18 protein-coding genes are annotated in these 18,641 nt (G+C 43.2%); 16 read left to right on the top strand and 2 right to left on the bottom strand.

The annotated features are described in order from the left end of the window. The first annotated feature begins 106 nt into the window (after positions 1 to 106). Positions 107 to 778 (top strand): 7-carboxy-7-deazaguanine synthase QueE, encoded by a 672-nt coding sequence (gene queE, locus AB6N04_RS01285; RefSeq protein ID WP_369310143.1) that lies wholly within the window; start codon positions 107 to 109, stop codon positions 776 to 778. 63 nt (positions 779 to 841) lie between these two features. Here queE and queD read toward each other — a convergent pair whose 3' ends face one another. Next, a complete protein-coding gene (gene queD / locus AB6N04_RS01290; RefSeq protein WP_369310144.1) occupies positions 842 to 1,207 on the bottom strand; it encodes a 6-carboxytetrahydropterin synthase QueD in 366 nt (121 codons plus the stop codon). 364 nt (positions 1,208 to 1,571) lie between these two features. On the opposite strand from queD, the gene cysJ reads away from it, so the two are divergent. From cysJ to rpoS, 15 genes are all read left to right on the top strand, one after another. After that, positions 1,572 to 3,371 carry an NADPH-dependent assimilatory sulfite reductase flavoprotein subunit gene (gene cysJ / locus AB6N04_RS01295; protein WP_369310145.1) on the top strand — a complete coding sequence of 600 codons (1,800 nt, stop codon included), beginning with the start codon at positions 1,572 to 1,574 and terminating at the stop codon, positions 3,369 to 3,371. Further along, entirely contained in the window at positions 3,371 to 5,104 is a 1,734-nt protein-coding gene (gene cysI, locus AB6N04_RS01300) for an assimilatory sulfite reductase (NADPH) hemoprotein subunit (protein WP_369310146.1), read from the top strand. Before cysJ ends, cysI begins: the two co-directional genes overlap by 1 nt. Beyond that, complete coding sequence (cysH, locus tag AB6N04_RS01305; RefSeq protein WP_369310147.1) at positions 5,101 to 5,835, top strand: phosphoadenosine phosphosulfate reductase; 735 nt, start codon at positions 5,101 to 5,103, stop codon at positions 5,833 to 5,835. Before cysI ends, cysH begins: the two co-directional genes overlap by 4 nt. 946 nt (positions 5,836 to 6,781) lie before the next feature. Further along, entirely contained in the window at positions 6,782 to 8,194 is a 1,413-nt protein-coding gene (cysG, locus tag AB6N04_RS01310) for a siroheme synthase CysG (protein ID WP_369310148.1), read from the top strand. A 14-nt stretch (positions 8,195 to 8,208) separates the two neighbouring features. Continuing rightward, positions 8,209 to 9,117 (top strand): sulfate adenylyltransferase subunit CysD, encoded by a 909-nt coding sequence (cysD, locus tag AB6N04_RS01315; protein ID WP_369310149.1) that lies wholly within the window; start codon positions 8,209 to 8,211, stop codon positions 9,115 to 9,117. Between the two features lie 27 nt (positions 9,118 to 9,144). Continuing rightward, the gene (cysN, locus tag AB6N04_RS01320; protein WP_369310150.1) at positions 9,145 to 10,587 is read left to right on the top strand and encodes a sulfate adenylyltransferase subunit CysN; all 1,443 of its coding nucleotides are present in this window, start codon (positions 9,145 to 9,147) and stop codon (positions 10,585 to 10,587) included. A gap of 1 nt (position 10,588) precedes the next feature. Then, positions 10,589 to 11,197, top strand: coding sequence for an adenylyl-sulfate kinase (gene cysC, locus AB6N04_RS01325; protein WP_369310151.1), 609 nt, complete (start codon positions 10,589 to 10,591; stop codon positions 11,195 to 11,197). Between the two features lie 187 nt (positions 11,198 to 11,384). Beyond that, a complete protein-coding gene (gene ftsB, locus AB6N04_RS01330; protein ID WP_369310152.1) occupies positions 11,385 to 11,681 on the top strand; it encodes a cell division protein FtsB in 297 nt (98 codons plus the stop codon). Positions 11,682 to 11,739: 58 nt separating this feature from the next. After that, positions 11,740 to 12,462: a 2-C-methyl-D-erythritol 4-phosphate cytidylyltransferase gene (gene ispD / locus AB6N04_RS01335; RefSeq protein ID WP_369310153.1), complete on the top strand. Its 723-nt coding sequence runs from the start codon at positions 11,740 to 11,742 to the stop codon at positions 12,460 to 12,462. A 9-nt stretch (positions 12,463 to 12,471) separates the two neighbouring features. Next, positions 12,472 to 12,984, top strand: a complete 513-nt coding sequence (ispF, locus tag AB6N04_RS01340; protein ID WP_369310154.1) for a 2-C-methyl-D-erythritol 2,4-cyclodiphosphate synthase — start codon at positions 12,472 to 12,474, stop codon at positions 12,982 to 12,984. Continuing rightward, positions 12,950 to 14,008: a tRNA pseudouridine(13) synthase TruD gene (gene truD / locus AB6N04_RS01345; RefSeq protein ID WP_369310155.1), complete on the top strand. Its 1,059-nt coding sequence runs from the start codon at positions 12,950 to 12,952 to the stop codon at positions 14,006 to 14,008. The genes ispF and truD overlap by 35 nt, the downstream gene beginning before the upstream one ends. Further along, a complete protein-coding gene (surE, locus tag AB6N04_RS01350; RefSeq protein ID WP_369310156.1) occupies positions 13,986 to 14,747 on the top strand; it encodes a 5'/3'-nucleotidase SurE in 762 nt (253 codons plus the stop codon). The genes truD and surE overlap by 23 nt, the downstream gene beginning before the upstream one ends. Further along, the gene (locus AB6N04_RS01355; RefSeq protein WP_369310157.1) at positions 14,744 to 15,370 is read left to right on the top strand and encodes a protein-L-isoaspartate(D-aspartate) O-methyltransferase; all 627 of its coding nucleotides are present in this window, start codon (positions 14,744 to 14,746) and stop codon (positions 15,368 to 15,370) included. Before surE ends, AB6N04_RS01355 begins: the two co-directional genes overlap by 4 nt. Before the next feature lie 315 nt (positions 15,371 to 15,685). Continuing rightward, positions 15,686 to 16,762, top strand: coding sequence for a murein hydrolase activator NlpD (gene nlpD / locus AB6N04_RS01360; protein ID WP_369310158.1), 1,077 nt, complete (start codon positions 15,686 to 15,688; stop codon positions 16,760 to 16,762). Positions 16,763 to 16,816: 54 nt separating this feature from the next. Continuing rightward, positions 16,817 to 17,803, top strand: a complete 987-nt coding sequence (gene rpoS, locus AB6N04_RS01365) for an RNA polymerase sigma factor RpoS (protein WP_369310159.1) — start codon at positions 16,817 to 16,819, stop codon at positions 17,801 to 17,803. A 73-nt stretch (positions 17,804 to 17,876) separates the two neighbouring features. On the opposite strand, the gene miaE is transcribed toward rpoS, so the two are convergent. Continuing rightward, positions 17,877 to 18,641: a tRNA isopentenyl-2-thiomethyl-A-37 hydroxylase MiaE gene (gene miaE, locus AB6N04_RS01370; RefSeq protein ID WP_369310160.1), complete on the bottom strand. Its 765-nt coding sequence runs from the start codon at positions 18,639 to 18,641 to the stop codon at positions 17,877 to 17,879.

Here is an 18,641-nt window from a genome sequence, read left to right on the forward strand (position 1 = left end):
ACGTACATTGTTGAACCCTAGGTGGCTACATTATCACAAACTTCCTTGTTCGTGAGATAGATATCTGCAATATAATGTCTACTTAGTTAACTAATTTAGGAGTGATATGAAATACCCAATTAACGAGATCTTCCAAACATTGCAGGGAGAGGGGTTTTTTACTGGTGTTCCAGCGGTTTTTATTCGTTTACAAGGCTGCCCTGTAGGGTGCAGTTGGTGCGATACCAAACAAACGTGGGAAAAAGAACAAGACAAACAAACTACCCTCGGTGATATCGCATTAAAGACCCTTGATTCAGACTCATGGGCGATGGCCAATAGTGATGCATTAATTCAATTAATGCAGGTAAAGCAATTTACAGCAAAGCATATTGTGATCACAGGGGGAGAACCCTGCATTTATGATTTAACGCCACTGACTGAGTCATTGGAACGACAGGGGTATCAATGCCAAATTGAAACTAGCGGGACTTACCCTATTCAATGTTCAGAAAAAACCTGGGTAACGGTTTCACCAAAAGTGGGGATGAAAGGAGGGCTCGAAGTATTAGCTCAGGCAGTTAATCGGGCAAATGAAGTTAAACATCCTGTTGCGCGGGAAAAAGACATTGAGGCGCTCAATACCCTTTTAGCGTTACGTTCATCGAGCAACCCACCGATTGTTGCACTGCAACCCATTAGCCAAAAAGAGGCCGCAACGAAATTATGTATTGAAACCTGCATTCAGCGTAATTGGCGTCTATCGATTCAAACACATAAATATTTAAATATTCAATAATAGAAACCCCAGTCATAAAAAATAATATGGCTGGGGTAAAATTGACCGAATTGATTATAGTATTTAAACTTCCCCGCGATAAACACAGCCTGCTGTGCAGGTTTCCTTTACGGTAACTGCGCTTAATAACGGCAAATGAGGTTTAGTTTGCTGCCAAATCCAGTGCGCTAAGACTTCACTTGTTGGATTCTCTAACCCTTCAATATCATTAAGATAATGGTGATCCAGTTGTTCCCAAATGGGTTTAAATATTGCTTTGACCTCAGAAAAGTCAATGATCCAGCCACTGTGTGCATCCACTTCACCCGTGATTTCTAAACGCACCATGAAAGAATGCCCATGAAGACGCCCACACTTATGCCCCTCCGGAACGTGGGGTAATTTGTGTGCGGCTTCGAATGTGAAATCTTTATAGATAGTTGTGCTCATTAGTGGCTCCTTAAGGTTAATAAACAGGGTATTGTACTGTATTTTTGCGGCAACTTGTCGTTATTTGCCAAATTATGACTAACCTGTTTTATCAATATGATCCATCGAGTATTTCATTTAGGCTTTTTAGTTATGATTTATGGCTATCGTTTCTTATCCCGTTATTGATGGTTGTTATAACCTAATCGTATACCCTGTGTATTGTCGGTAACACGGTATTTTTTTCTTTGTTACCTAAATTATTTAGGGAAAAGATTGAACGGTAGGTTGTAGATCTTTTCCGAGTGAGTGCGCTAATTTGCCTACCTCGCTCGTTTGCTTGTGAGAAAAATTCAAAGATGAATAACTTTGGGGTTACAGGATAATGACAAAAAAACAGCCACCATTCGCATCGCTACCAATATCAACTGAGCAGCTAACACGTTTACAAACGGTAGTCGATGATTTTTCATCCCACCAGCTAGCGTGGCTGTCTGGTTATTTGTGGGGAAGGGTAAATCAAACGACAGATGTGTCTGCGAGTGCACCTGTTGCAGTCCAAGAAACCGTGACAATTATTTCTGCCTCACAAACGGGGAATGCCCGCCGTTTATCAGAGCAGCTAAGAGAACGTTTAGTCGGTGAAAAAATTAATGTCAATTTAGTGAACGCGGGTGATTATAAATTTAAGCAGATTAATCAAGAAAAAGTATTGATTATTGTGGCGTCAACTCAAGGAGAAGGTGAACCAGCGGAAGAGGCTGTAGCCCTCTACAAATACCTATTCTCGAAAAAAGCACCGGATTTATCACAAACGCAATACGCGGTATTTGCCCTGGGAGATTCTTCCTACGAAAAATTTTGCCAAGCGGGCAAGGATTTCGATTCACAACTCGCATTATTGGGTGCAAAGCCATTATTTGAACGAGTTGATGCGGACGTTGAATATCACGCTGTCGCTAATGAATGGATTGACAATTTAACAACGATCTTGAAAGAACGCGTGCCAGCACAAAGTGAAAGCCAATTATTGTCTGGGCAAGAGGGGAGTATTAATGAAATTCACTCCTCACCTTACAGTAAAACGGCACCATTAACGGCTTCGTTACTCACTAACCAGAAAATCACTAGCCGTGATTCACAAAAAGACGTGAGGCACATTGAAATTGATTTGGGCGATTCAGGACTGCGTTACCAGCCGGGTGATGCCCTTGGTGTGTGGTTTGATAATGATCCCGCTTTAGTGGATGAGCTGGTGGCTTTACTGTGGTTAAAAGGTGATGAAGACGTCTTTATTGGCACTCAGCGTCACTCGTTGCGTGATGCGCTGATTTACCAATTAGAGTTAACACAAAATACCCCAGTGATTGTTGAAAAGTATGCACAACTTTCTAAAGATGATGCATTGTTATCGCTGATCAGTGATAAATCCGCCATGTTACATTATGCGCAAAATACGCCGATTGTGGATATGGTGCGCCAAGCGGCGTCTCAACCAAGTGCGCAAGAGTTTATTGATTTACTGCGTCCATTAACACCTCGCTTGTATTCCATTTCATCATCTCAGTCAGAAACAGAAGACGAAGTCCATGTGACGGTGGGGGTTGTTCGCTATGACATTGATGGACGTCCTCGCACTGGGGGGGCATCAGGGTTTTTAGCTGACAGACTCAAGGAAGGTGATGAACTGCGTATTTTTATAGAACATAATGATAATTTTCGCTTACCAACTGACCCCACAACCCCTGTGATTATGATTGGTCCGGGTACAGGTATCGCGCCATTTCGTGCATTTTTACAGCAACGGGATAATGACGGCGCAACAGGGAAAAACTGGTTATTTTTTGGTAATCCCCATTTTGTCGATGATTTTCTGTATCAAGTGGAATGGCAACGCTACGTGAAACAGGGGTTATTAACTCAAATTTCTTTGGCTTGGTCGCGGGACCAACCCCAAAAAGTCTATGTACAAGACAAGTTGCGTGAACAAGGTGAGGCGGTATGGCAATGGCTACAAGACGGGGCGCATATTTACGTCTGCGGTGATGCAAACCGTATGGCGAAAGATGTTGAACAGGCTTTATTGGATATCATCGGTCAGTACGGCAACATGGACAGCGAAGCCGCCGATGAATTTTTAAGTGAGCTGCGCGTAATGCGCCGTTATCAGAGGGATGTTTATTAATGAGCAATGAACAGCAACACAACCCCTTAATCGTTGAAGGCAAATTGGCCGATAGCGAACGTATGAAGAAAGACAGTAACTATTTGCGCGGCACTATTAAGGAAGATTTGAAAAACGGCTTAACGGGCGGCTTTGAAGGGGATAATTTTTTATTGATCCGCTTTCATGGAATGTACCAACAAGACGATCGTGATATTCGAGCCGAGCGTGCTGAACAAAAATTAGAGCCACGTCATGCAATGATGTTGCGTTGCCGTTTGCCTGGGGGAATTATCACGCCAAAGCAGTGGTTGGATATTGATAAATTTGCTTCAGAACATACATTGTATGGCAGCGTGCGTATTACTAATCGGCAAACATTTCAGTTCCACGGTATCCTTAAAGGGGACGTAAAACCGGCCCATCAGATGTTAAACCATGTCGGTTTGGATGCACTAGCAACAGCGAATGACGTGAATCGTAATGTGTTATGTACTTCTAACCCTGTGCAGTCGGAGTTACATCAGCAAGCTTATGAATGGGCAAAGAAAATATCAGAACATTTGTTACCTCGTACCAATGCCTACGCCGAAATTTGGCTAGATAAAGAAAAAGTGGCAACAACCGATGAAGAACCGATTTTAGGGCAAACCTACTTACCACGAAAATTTAAAACATCGGTGGTTATTCCACCATTGAATGATGTGGATTTGCACGCAAATGACATGAATTTTGTTGCGATTGCTGAACAGGGTGAGTTGATCGGCTTTAATGTATTAGTTGGCGGCGGCTTGGCAATGACACATGGGGACACCGCAACATTTCCACGCTTAGCCAGTGAGTTTGGGTTTATTCCATTAGATAAAACACTGGCAATAGCTGAAGCGATAGTCACAACGCAGCGTGATTGGGGGAACCGGACTGAACGCAAGAATGCCAAAACCAAATACACCTTAGAGCGTGTCGGTGTCGATACTTTTAAAGCTGAAGTTGAGAAACGCGCGGGAGTAAGTTTTGAACCGACTCGTCCTTATGAATTTACCGAGCGTGGCGATAAAATTGGCTGGCTTAAAGGGATCGACAATCGCTGGCACCTCACGTTATTTATTGAAAATGGTCGATTAATTGATTTGCCGGACAAACCATTGAAAACAGGGGTTGCAGAGATTGCCCGTATTCACCAAGGGGATTTTCGTTTAACGGCAAATCAAAATCTTATCGTGGCCGGTGTACCAGAAAGTGAAAAAGCGGCTATCGAAGCGATTGCAAGAGCCCATGGGTTAATGAGCGATACGATTACACGCCAGCGTGAAAATTCGATGGCTTGTGTTTCATTTCCTACATGTCCTTTGGCGATGGCAGAAGCAGAACGCTTCTTACCTGAGTTTACTCATCATGTTGAAAAAATTATGGCGGCGCACCACGTAGCAGATGAGTACATTGTTTTACGTATTACGGGGTGCCCAAATGGCTGCGGGCGGGCGATGCTGGCGGAAGTTGGGTTAGTGGGCAAAGCGTTAGATAGGTATAACTTACACCTTGGTGGTAATCGGATAGGCACCCGAATTCCTCGCATGTATCGTGAAAATATTAGTAGTGCCGAAATTTTATCCATCCTTGATGAGCTAATTGGTGATTGGGCGAAAAATCGTCTAGCGCAAGAGGGATTTGGTGATTTTCTGATCCGTACTGCGGTGGTGAAGCCAGTATTAAATTCCGCAGTGGATTTCTATGAGGTTAAGGAGGCACAATGAGCCGACTTCAGCTTTCCGCATTAGTCGGGTTAGATAAAACGCAGCAAACGGCCTATTTATCTGAGTTGAATACCCAACTAGAAAATAAGACGCCGCAGCAGCGAATTGAATGGGCAGTAGATAATTTACCTGCGCAGTTTGTGTTGTCATCCAGTTTTGGTATTCAAGCGGCACTAACGTTGCATATGGTGACACAAGTATTGCCCGAAATCCCTGTGATTTTGACGGATACAGGCTATCTTTTTCCTGAAACTTACCAGTTTATTGAGCAATTAACGGATAGGCTACAACTGAATTTGCAAGTTTATCGCGCCAAGCAAACCCCCGCTTGGCAAGAGGCTATCTATGGACAGCTGTGGACGCAAGGTCTTGAAGGCATAGAGCGTTATAACCAATTGAATAAAGTTGAGCCAATGGAAAGAGCCCTAAATGAGTTGCAAGCACAAAGTTGGTTTGCAGGGTTAAGACGGGAACAATCAGGGAGTAGGGCTAATTTACCAGTGCTTGGGATAGGGAAAGGCATTTTTAAAATCCTACCTGTGATTGATTGGAATAATAAGCAAGTTTATGAATATCTAACAAAGCATAATTTGCCTTACCATCCGTTATGGGAACAGGGCTATTTATCGGTTGGCGATATCCATACGACTCGAAAATGGGAAGAAGGCATGAATGAAGAAGACACGCGTTTTTTTGGCATGAAGCGTGAGTGCGGGCTTCATGAAAACTAAATACTCGTCATAATTTAAGCTGTAGCGTTGTTGGCTGCGTGCATTCGCACTAGTCACATACTGGTGTATGCTCCTAGCGACTCATTTACTTGCCGCCTAGCTACAACGTAAATTATTTAGAGTATTAATTGGTTCATAATTTAAGCTGTAGTGTTGTTGGCTGCGTGCATTCGCACTAGTCACATACTGGTGTATGCTCCTAGCGACTCATTTACTTGCCGCCTAGCTACAACGTAAATTATTTAGAGTATTAATTGGTTCATAATTTAAGCTGTAGCGTTGTTGGCTGCGTGCATTCGCACTAGTCACATACTGGTGTATGCTCCTAGCGACTCATTTACTTGCCGCCTAGCTACAACGTAAATTATTTAGAGTATTAATTGGTTCATAATTTAAGCTGTAGTGTTGTTGGCTGCGTGCATTCGCACTAGTCACATACTGGTGTATGCTCCTAGCGACTCATTTACTTGCCGCCTAGCTACAACGTAAATTATTTAGAGTATTAATTGGTTCATAATTTAAGCTGTAGTGTTGTTGGCTGCGTGCATTCGCACTAGTCTGGCATATGTACCGATGCATATTGTTGTTGCCTAAAAGTCATTTGAATTAGTTAGCGTATTAATTGTCCATCATTCAAACTGTAGCTTGCGTTTAGAATGTAAATAATGACAGATTTAATAAAATATTTGTTTAATTACAAAGGGATAGTTATATCCAAAAAACAGTTATCAGTTTATTTTTAATGGTTGTCAATAAAAAACAAAATTTTCGTTAAGTTTTATTTGTTTGCTGTTTTTGGGGTGTATTTATCGTTAGTTGGTGAAAGTTTGGCTTATTCCTTTCAGTTACAAGCCATATTTTTTTAGCATTTCAAACATTAACTTTTACGCCATATAGTCAATTTTATATTTCATATAATTTGTTTGTATAACGATGGGTGAGCAAGATGGATTATTTACCGTTATTTGTCGATGTACGTACACGCAAAGTAGTGCTAATTGGCGGCGGCGTAGTGGCAGCACGCAAGGCTGAATTACTCATCAAGGCACAAGCTCAGCTAGTTGTTATCTCCCCATCATTATGTGTGCAATTACAAACGCAGCATCAGCATAATCATTTTGTGTGGTTGGCTGAAGAGTACCGTTCTTCCCTATTGGATGACGCTTTTTTGGTGATTGCGGCCACGGATGACGCGCTACTTAATGAAACCGTTTTTTACGATGCCAATGAGCGCAATATTTTTGTCAATGTTGTTGATGATCAGCCGCTGTGCTCGTTTATCGTCCCTTCGATTATTGACCGTTCCCCGGTGATTGTGGCGATTTCCTCTGGTGGGACAGCCCCTGTGTTAGCGCGTTTACTTCGAGAAAAACTGGAAGCCATGTTGCCATTGTCTTTAGGGAAAATGGCTGAAATTGCAGGGCGCTGGCGTAGTAAAGTCAAAGAGACGTTAAGCAATATGCGAGAAAGAAAGCGTTTTTGGGAAAAAAGTTTTAGTGGTCAGTTTGCCTCTTTAGTAGAAAAAGGGCTATTAAGTGAAGCGGAACAACAACTTGAGTGCCAACTTTATGAAAAAGATCATCTCGGCGAATTGATTTTAGTCGGTGCGGGCCCCGGTGATGCGGGGCTACTCACCCTAAAAGGGTTAAGAGTATTACAAAGTGCAGAAGTGGTGTTATACGATAATTTGGTGAGTGAGGAGATCCTCGAGTTGGTGCGCCGTGATGCAGAGAAAATCTGTGTGGGAAAACGGGCAGGTGATCACAGCGTTTCCCAAGAAGAAACCAATGAAATGATCGTGAAATTTGCTCAGCAAGGTAAAAAAGTAGTGCGGTTAAAAGGGGGGGATCCGTTTATTTTTGGGCGTGGAGGTGAAGAGTTACAAGTTGCCGCCAAAGCGGAGATCCCTTTCCAAGTGGTGCCGGGCGTGACAGCGGCAATTGGGGCGACGGCCTACGCGGGGATCCCACTAACTCATCGAGAACATTCACAAAGTATCACGTTTATTACCGGACATTGCCGTGCAAATGGAGCAGATTTGGATTGGCAGGGGTTGGCGCGAGGTCAACAAACCTTAGCCATTTACATGGGAACAGTGAAAGCGGCCAAAATCAGTGAACAACTGATTCAATTTGGACGTGCGAGTGATACGCCTGTTGCTGTTATTGGCTGCGGAACAAGGGGGAGCCAAAAAGTCGTGACAGGCCAATTACATGCTCTTGAATCACTGGCTCAACAAGCGCCTTCACCGGCGTTGATTGTGATTGGCGAGGTGACGGCATTGCATAACGAACTCGCATGGTTTGGTAAGCAAACAGAAGATATCCGTTGGCGCAGCGCTGTGCTGGAATTAGCTTAAAGATGGAGGTTATCGTGAACGAGAAAAAATTGACTCACTTACAGCAATTAGAGGCTGAAAGTATCCATATCATTCGTGAGGTGGCTGCTGAATTCGCTAATCCTGTGATGTTGTATTCCATCGGTAAAGACTCCTCTGTGATGCTGCATTTAGCGCGTAAGGCCTTTTATCCAGGAAAATTGCCATTCCCATTATTACATGTGGATACCGGGTGGAAATTTCGTGAAATGTATCAGTTTCGTGATGCGACTGCGCAAAAATATGGCTTTGAATTATTGATTTACCGTAATCCTGAAGGGGAAAGATTAGGGATTAATCCGTTTGTACATGGCAGCGCAAAGCACACAGACATTATGAAAACCGAAGGTCTGAAACAAGCGCTCGATAAATACGGTTTTGATGCGGCCTTTGGTGGCGCACGGCGTGACGAAGAAAAATCTCGCGCAAAAGAGCGGATCTACTCATTTAGAGATCGTTCTCATCGTTGGGATCCGAAAAATCAGCGCCCTGAACTTTGGCACAACTACAATGGTCAGATCAATAAAGGGGAAAGCATCCGTGTGTTCCCACTTTCAAACTGGACTGAACTGGATATTTGGCAATATATCTACTTGGAAAATATCGATATTGTTCCACTGTATTTTGCGAAGGAACGGCCTGTTATCGAACGGGATGGCACTTTATTAATGGTGGATGACGATCGTATTGACCTAAAAGTTGGTGAAGTGATCAGTCAGCAACAAGTGCGTTTTCGAACATTAGGCTGCTGGCCGCTAACAGGAGCGGTTAGATCCCAAGCGCAAACGCTACCTGAAATCATTGAAGAAATGTTGATTTCGACCACCAGTGAGCGACAAGGACGATTGATTGATAGTGATCAGTCCGCGTCCATGGAGCTAAAGAAGCGCCAAGGTTATTTTTAATTCGCAAGACAAGATAAGGAGCAAATTATGACACAAGTCGTTTATAACGAATCTATTGCTCAGCAAATTGAGCGACAAGGCGGCGTGGAAGCTTACTTACTTGCCCAGCAACAAAAGGGACTTTTACGCTTTTTAACCTGTGGAAATGTGGATGATGGAAAAAGTACATTAATCGGTCGTTTATTGCACGATACTCGTCAAATTTACCAAGATCAGCTCACAACGCTGCAAAGTGATAGTAAGCGAATGGGAACCCAAGGGGAAAAACTCGACCTTGCCTTGCTGGTGGATGGTCTTGCCGCTGAGCGCGAGCAGGGGATCACTATCGATGTGGCGTATCGCTATTTTTCGACGGAAAAACGTAAGTTTATCATTGCGGATACGCCAGGACATGAGCAATATACCCGCAATATGGCGACAGGTGCATCAACTTGCTCACTTTCTATTTTGTTGATCGATGCTCGAAAAGGGGTACAAGAACAAACCCGCCGTCACAGTTTTATTAGTACCCTATTAGGGATCCGCCATTTAATTGTTGCGGTAAATAAAATGGATCTCGTGGAATACAGTGAAGCCGTATTCGATAAAATTAAGCAGGATTACCAACAATTTGCCACTGAATTGCCTGTTGAATTGAATGTTTGGTTTGTCCCGATTTCAGCCCTTGATGGTGACAATATCGTCAATCCGAGTGAGCATTTACCTTGGTATCAAGGGGAAACCTTATTGTCTATTTTAGAAAATGTGCAGGTTGAGCAGAAAGCTTCTGAGCAAGCACTCCGTTTCCCTGTGCAATATGTGAATCGACCTAATTTAGATTTTCGTGGCTATAGCGGCACTTTATCGTCAGGGATAGTTCGAGTGGGGCAAGCGGTGAAAGTGCTGCCATCAGGGGCAACAGCAAAAATCAAAGAGATAGTGACGTTTTCAGGTTTACAGGACTTTGCTATATCGGGTGAAGCTATCACGTTAGTGTTGGATAATGAAATCGATGTTAGCCGTGGCGATTTAATTGTCGCAGAAGACGAAAACTTGCAAACCACACAGCACGCGCTGATTGATGTGGTGTGGATGGCAGAACAACCCCTTGTTCAAGGGCAGCAGCTAGACATCAAAATTGCTGGAAAGCGCAGCCGAGGGAAAGTTGAAAACATTCAATATCAGGTAGATGTGAATAATCTGACGCAAAAAGTTGCCACGGAATTACCCTTAAATGGTATTGGTTTAGTGGAATTTTCATTTGATGAACCATTGTTGTTGGAAAACTACCAGCGCAATACAGACACAGGGGGAATGATCCTTATTGATCGACTGACGAATGTGACTGTAGGGGCAGGGCTGGTGCGAGAAGCACAAGAGCCGGTTTTTGAATCGACAGGGGAATTTAGTGAGTTTGAAATCGAGCTTAACCAGTTGATCCGCCGACATTTTCCCCATTGGGGGGCTCGGGACGTACTCGGTGGAAAATAGAATGACGCAAGATAACAATATTGTGTGGCATCAGCACGCGGTGACTCGCCCTTTGCGTGAAAGTCATAATGGTCATAAAGGGGCAGTACTGTGGTTTACTGGGCTATCAGGCTCGGGTAAGTCTACGCTGGCGGGGGCTATTGAATATCAACTGGCTTCGATGGGGGTCAAAACCTATTTATTGGATGGCGATAATATCCGTCATGGGTTATGTCGTGACCTCGGATTTAGTGAGGCAGATAGGCAAGAAAACATTCGGCGGGTTGGGGAAGTCGCCAAATTGATGGTCGATGCTGGCTTAATCGTAGCAACGGCGTTTATTTCGCCTTTCCGATCTGATAGGCAAAGTGTACGCGAATTATTTGAGCCAAACCAATTTTTTGAATTATACGTTGATACACCGATAGGTATTTGTGAGCAGCGCGACCCAAAAGGCTTATACCAACAAGCACGGGAAGGTAAAATTAAACAATTTACGGGAATTGACTCCCCTTATGAAACGCCATTAAGTCCTGAGTTAAGGCTTGATGGTCAACAACCCATCTCAGATTCTCTCTCCCAAATTATTGCGCTATTACTGCGTCATAATATCATTAAAGTCGACTATTAATGCCACCTAACTGTCACCTTAAATTAACGGGTATCTTAAGTAACTGATTTTTATCTTTAGTGGTAAAATAAGGTGATAGTTAAGGTGGTTAGATCAGACTGATTCTGACTTTTTAATATAATTTTTTCTCACAGTAGCGCGATTCGCTGAGTTATGGGATGATTAGCAAATCATTTCAGGGGGCAAGATGGGTAAATTAACGCTACTATTAATCGCGATATTAGCATGGTTGCAGTATTCCTTATGGTTAGGCAAGAATGGCATACACGATTATGTTCAAGTGAAAGACGATGTTGCCGCACAGGAAATTATTAACTCGCGCTTGAAAATGCGTAATGAGCAACTATTTGCAGAAATTAATGATCTAAATGATGGTCAAGATGCCATAGAAGAGCGTGCGCGTAGTGAACTCGGTATGATTAAACCGGGTGAGTCTTTTTATCGTATGGTAAAAGAAAGCAGTAACCAGAAATCTGCTCAATAAAATGCCCCTAACATAATGAGCCCGTTTGCCTGATAATTTCTGATGTAAGAATCAAATAATGACAAATCCAAGTGTTGCCCCACAAATTATTGCGCTGATCCCTGCGGCAGGAATTGGTAGTCGCATGAATGCCGATTGCCCTAAGCAGTATTTGCAGGTTGCGGGCAAAACCATTATCGAACATACCATCGACGCATTGTTAGCGAATAACAGGGTGCGTACGGTTGTTATCGCACTGAGCGCCAACGATGACTATTTTCAGAAATTGGATATAGCGAAAGATCCCCGGGTGACGGTGGTCACGGGGGGAAAAGAGCGTGCGGATTCCGTTTTAGCAGGGCTTGACTACCTTGCCTCTCAATCCGATTACCATGATTGCTGGGTATTGGTGCATGATGCGGCTCGACCTTGTCTTCACCAACAAGATCTAAACAACATTATTCAGTTAGCGACGGAACAAGATTGTTGTGGTGGCATTCTTGCAGCTCCAGTGCGTGATACGATGAAACGTAGTCTAAAAACCTCTGTGCTCATTGATCACACAGTCGAACGCGAGGCACTATGGCATGCACTGACTCCTCAATTTTTTCCGTTGGAACTCTTACGGAATTGTCTAAGTAAAGCCTTGAAAGAAAACGCCGTGATCACCGATGAAGCTTCGGCACTTGAGTATTGCGGTTATCAACCTGTTCTTGTGGCAGGTCGAGCAGATAACTTAAAAGTGACACAGCCTGAAGATCTCGCGCTGGCGGAATTTTATCTTTCAAGAATGAATAACTAAGGAAAAACAATGAGAATCGGACACGGTTTTGACGTACACAAATTTGGAGGCGAAGGCCCTATCGTAATTGGTGGCGTGCGTATTCCCTATGAGCAAGGCTTACTGGCTCATTCTGATGGCGATGTTGTTCTGCATGCGTTAACGGATGCTATTTTAGGGGCCGCAGCGCTCGGCGATATCGGTAAATTATTTCCTGATACTGATCCTGCGTATAAAGGCGCAGATAGCCGAGTCTTATTAAGAGAGGCTTTTTGCCAAGTGCGCGCTAAAGGTTATCGTATTGGTAATATCGATATTACCATTATGGCGCAAGCACCAAAAATGCTGCCACATATCCCGCAAATGCGCGTAAATATCGCGGAAGATTTAGAATGCCATATGGATGATGTGAATGCGAAAGCGACAACGACAGAACAATTAGGCTTTGTTGGTCGTAAAGAAGGCATCGCGTGTGCCGCCGTCGTCCTTTTAATGAAAGATAATAGTAATGAAAGCAATGAATGTTCAGTACCTGCATGGTAAGCCCCTTTCGACAGGAACCTTAAAAAGTACGCCTGAAGATTTTATCGTTAAAGAAGACCTCGGCTTTGAGCTAGACGGCGAAGGTGAGCACGTGATGGTGCGTGTGGAAAAAACAGGATGCAATACGCTGTTTGTTGCAGAGCAACTTGCCAAATTTGCGAAAATTTCAGCCAGAGCCGTGAGTTATGCAGGTTTGAAAGATAGACATGCTGTAACAGAACAGTGGTTTTGTTTGCAAATGCCGGGCAAAGAGACGCCAGATTTTTCAGCGTGGCAATTGGACGGTTGCCGGGTACTTGCGGTGACGCGACAAAAGCGTAAATTACGTATTGGTTCCCTGAAAGGAAATCAATTTGAAATTATCTTGCGTGATATTTCAGATGTCAGTGACGTTGAACAACGTTTACAAAAAGTCGCGGCTTCTGGAGTGCCAAATTACTTTGGTGAACAGCGTTTTGGGCGAGATGGGCAAAACTTAACCCAAGCTTTGCGCTGGGCTAAGCAAGAAATTCAAGTTCGCGAACGTAACAAACGCAGTTTTTATTTGTCAGCAGCGCGTAGCGCTATGTTTAATCATGTGGCTAGCGAGCGAATTGCCCAAGGAACTATGCAGCAGGTATTGTTAGGGGATGCCCTGCAATTAACGGGGAGAGGCAGTTGGTTTGTTGCAACACAAGAAGAAATCCCATCATTGCAAAGCCGTTTGTTATCATCTGAGCTAAGTGTGACGGCACCTTTACCGGGAGATGGTGAGTTAGGATCTCAAGATGATGCGCTGGCTTTTGAAGTGGCATGTTTAGCTGAATATCAGGAATTTATGCCTTTGATACAACGTGAACGCGTTGCGTCTGTTCGACGAGCAATTATCACTAAGCCACAAAATTTTGCCTGGCAATGGTTGGATAATACGACGGTAAAACTGACGTTCTTCTTGAATTCAGGCAGTTTTGCGACCAGCGTTGTGCGTGAAATTATTAATCAAAATGAGCAGGATAATGTCGATGCTAAATATTTTATTGAGTAATGACGATGGCGTAAATGCACCGGGAATTCAAACGCTTGCAGCAGCACTACGCCAATATTATCATGTTCAAGTGATTGCGCCCGATCGTAATCGAAGTGGCGCGTCTAATGCGCTCACATTAGACAGACCGCTAAAAATTCAAACGTTAAGTAATGGCGACCTTTCCGTTCAAGAAGGGACACCAACAGATTGTGTGTACATTGGCGTCAATAAAGTGGTTCGCCCACGTCCTGATATTGTGGTGTCGGGGATTAACTGCGGCCCTAATTTAGGGGATGATGTTATTTATTCAGGCACAGTGGCGGCAGCAACAGAAGGTCGTCATTTAGGGCTTCCTTCGATTGCGGTTTCGTTAGATGGTGAAGTGCATTATGAAACCGCAGCGAAAGTAACTTGCGACATTCTTGTGATGCTACAAAAGAACCCATTACGAGCAGGGAATATCTTGAATATTAATGTGCCAGATATCCCTTATGCAGAACTTAAAGGGATCAAAGTGACGCGCTGTGGTAGTCGTCATGCGGCATCAGAAGTGTATAATCTTGAAGATCCCAAAGGGAATATGCTTTACTGGTTAGGACCCGTTGGAGAGATCCGTGACGCAGGGCCGGGAACGGATTTTGAAGCCGTGCAAAATGGTTATGTTTCCATCACACCATTACAAGTCGACTTAACTGCGTATAAAGCACATACGTTACTTGAAGAGTGGTTGGAAAAATCAGGAGTGACATTAAAATGAAAACAGGGCTCATGAAAGAACTCTTGGCACAGTTGCGCCAACAGGGAATTCACGATGAGCGCCTATTGGATGCAATTTCACAGGTTCCTCGTGAACGGTTTGTGGATGAAGCGCTCTCACACAAAGCCTATGATAATATCCCGTTACCAATCGGTCACGGGCAAACTATCTCACAGCCGTATATTGTCGCTAAAATGACGGCGTTACTGTCGTTAACAGCGAATGATAGTGTATTGGAAATCGGTACAGGATCGGGGTATCAAACAGCGGTATTAGCGCATCTTGCCCATCATGTATTTTCGGTTGAACGGGTTAAAAGCTTGCAATGGACAGCTAAACGCCGGCTGAAACAGCTTGATCTGCATAATGTATCCACACGCCACGGTGACGGTTGGGAAGGTTGGCAATCCAAAGGTCCATTCGATGCCATTATTGTCACTGCTGCCCCAACAGAAATCCCGACCATGCTGTTAGGCCAATTGAAAGATGGCGGGCGTCTGGTATTACCCGTAGGTGATAAAGAACAATCTCTGAAGTTAATCACTCGACGTGGCAATGATTACCACGCAAACGTCATTGAAAAAGTGCGTTTTGTGCCGCTTATTGCGGGGGAATTACTTTAATCTATTTGCAATGGTATTTCGGCATTATATTAAATGGGGTGATTTTTTATCATCAGGTTAAATAAAATGCCATTGCAGAAGTTTTGCTTCCTCAAATAGCAGTAAAACTATTCCAAATATGATATTTTACCCATCTAAAATTGAATTATGGGCTTAAACTATTAAGTCATAATCTCAAATTGTTATCTTTTTGATATATTTAACTTGTTCACTATTTTGTATTTCTGCTTTAATAAGTGAAATATTTTATGGTAACTCTATTACTGACATAAAACTGAATTGTCGCGTCAGATTTTTCTTCACGGGAGAAGAAGCATGAAAATTGTTAGCCCTATAAGCAGAATTCGATGGGCAGTCATCTTTTCATTTAGCGGAGCGCTATTGGCTGGCTGTTCTACGCCTTATCATCCAGCAGCACCTATTTCGAGTGTGAATGATAGCCAATCACGTCAGCCAGTGGCTCAACGGACAACATCTACTGCGCCAAGTCATACAGGGATGAGTACGGCAATGCCGTCATCACGTCCAAATCTATCCAGCAATACCAATAATCAGCCAATAAACCGCCCATCAACACCCGTAAATACGGGCGCAGATGGACGTATTGTTTATAACCGTGATTATGGCAGTATTCCAAAAGGCAGTTATAGCGGAAATAGCTACACGGTTCAGCGTGGTGACACGTTATTTTATATCGCCTATATAACTGGCAATGATTTCCGTGAGTTAGCGTCGAGAAATAATATTCCGGAGCCCTACAGCCTAAATGTTGGTCAGGTTATTAATATTGGTAACACAAATGTGAACTCGAACACGCAATTGGCGTCGAATTCATCAAATAGTCATCAGCAACCGGTTGATCTTCGAACAACTAATGAGTATCCTGCAAATAGTGGTGGTCAAACTTCCGGTAAGATGTTGCCGAATAATAGAAAACCTGCAACGCAAGTTTCTACGACAACAACGAATACGGTTACCGCCCCAACTGCTTCTACAGCAGCAAGTGGCACAAATAATTCGTCAATTAAGTGGCGTTGGCCAGCTGAAGGGAAAATCATTGAAGGTTTCTCTGATGCACAAGGTGGGAACAAAGGGGTGGATATCGCGGGTTCCCGAGGTCAATCAGTGCTTGCTTCTGCGCCAGGAAAAGTCGTTTACGCAGGTAATGCCCTGCGCGGATATGGAAATCTAATAATTATAAAACATAACGATGACTACTTGAGTGCTTATGCACACAACGATACGTTGCTTGTGCGCGATCAACAGGATGTTACTGAAGGTCAAAAAATAGCTACGATGGGTAGTACTGGTACAAGTTCAGTTAGACTACACTTTGAAATTCGTTACAAGGGAAAATCAGTAAACCCGTTGCGTTATTTACCGCAACGATAAACTGGGCAGAGTGCTCTGACATTCTGTCCGCATTATCTAGGGTAGGAGTCACTGATGAGCCAAAGTACGCTGAAAGTTAACGAGTTATATAATGACCTTGATGAAAGCAATTTAGATGACGCTTTTGATGAGAGTCAGTTTAAAGAAGAAGATCTGGTTTCTGAACAGGAAGATGAAATGGATTTACTCCAGAACACGAACCAACGTGTTCTGGATGCCACCCAAATTTATCTAAGTGAAATTGGATTCTCACCACTCCTCACCGCTGAAGAGGAAATTTTCTATGCTAGGCGTGCACTGCGAGGTGATGTTGCCTCACGCCAGCGTATGATAGAAAGTAACCTCCGTTTAGTTGTGAAAATATCTCGCCGTTATAATAACCGAGGTCTTGCTTTACTCGATTTGATCGAAGAGGGCAATCTTGGGTTGATCCGTGCGGTTGAAAAATTCGACCCAGAGAAAGGGTTTCGTTTTTCAACGTATGCCACGTGGTGGATCCGTCAAACGATTGAACGTGCCATTATGAATCAAACCCGAACCATCCGCCTTCCAATTCATATCGTAAAAGAACTCAATATCTACCTCCGTACTGCACGTGAATTAGCCCAAAAGTTGGACCATGAGCCAAGCCCTGAAGAGATCGCTGAGCAGTTAGATAAACCTGTCGAAGATGTCAGTCGTATGTTGCGTTTAAATGAACGTATAACATCCGTCGACACGCCAATTGCAGGGGACTCAGAGAAATCTTTGCTTGAGGTATTGTCTGATGATAACGATTCAGGTCCAGAAAATACAATTCAAGACAACGACTTAAAAGAAAATATCGTTAAGTGGTTGTATGAATTGAACCCAAAACAAAGGGAGGTTTTAGCACGACGTTTTGGGCTTTTAGGTTATGAAGCGGAAACTCTGGAAGAGGTTGGGCGCGAAATTGGGCTCACTCGTGAACGAGTTCGTCAGATCCAAGTGGAAGGTTTAAGGCGATTAAAAGATATTTTACATGGTGAAGATCTGACTTTAGAGTCACTATTCAATATGTAACGTGTTAACGTGATAAACCAAAATCCCTATAGGCGAAAGTTTATAGGGATTTTTTTATCCGGCAGAAATGGCATTAATTAATCGGCACACCGCTGTGAAATTTAAAGTCATCATCAGGTGTTGAAATTAGTTCAGCTTCAATAATTCCAAAGTAATTAACGCGTTCAGTAATATCTTGTTTACTAATTAACTGGGCTAAATGCAGATAGTCTTGGTAATGACGAGCTTCTGAACGTAATAATGAAATATAAAATTTCGCCAGTTGTTCATCTAAATAAGGTGCTAATTTAGCAAATCGCTCACAAGAGCGCGCTTCAATATAAGCCCCAATAATCAGTTTATCCACTAAGGTTTTTGGATCATGTGGGTGAATATGGCTAAACAAGCTTTTAGCATAGCGCCCAGCAGTAATCCCATCATAAGGGATATTGCGCTGATGCATAATCTCCAGCACCTGATAAAAGTGGTGTAGCTCCTCTTTGATCAGCAGTACCATCTTATCAATTAAATCTTGGCTGTAAGGTGATTGCTTACGTGCCAATATCTGCTTAGAGATTTGGTTTTTATTTTTTAAGGTGTGAACATCACCGACCCTATCATAAGCAAAGGCTTCGTAGGGTTTAAACCATTCAAGTAATGTGGCTGCACTATCTTTATCTACGGCGTATTTGCGGATTAAAAATAGGGCACTTTGCGCGGCTTTTAACTCACACAATAAATGATCTTTGAGGATAATCGGCAAATTTTCAGGCTGGCTGGCTTTCTGCACCCATTTATCTGGGGTTTCACACTGTAAAAATTGCCGAATTGGCGCCAGTAGCGCTGCATATTCATCCAT

The organism is Providencia rettgeri, assembly GCF_041075285.1.
Lineage (GTDB): Bacteria > Pseudomonadota > Gammaproteobacteria > Enterobacterales > Enterobacteriaceae > Providencia > Providencia rettgeri_G.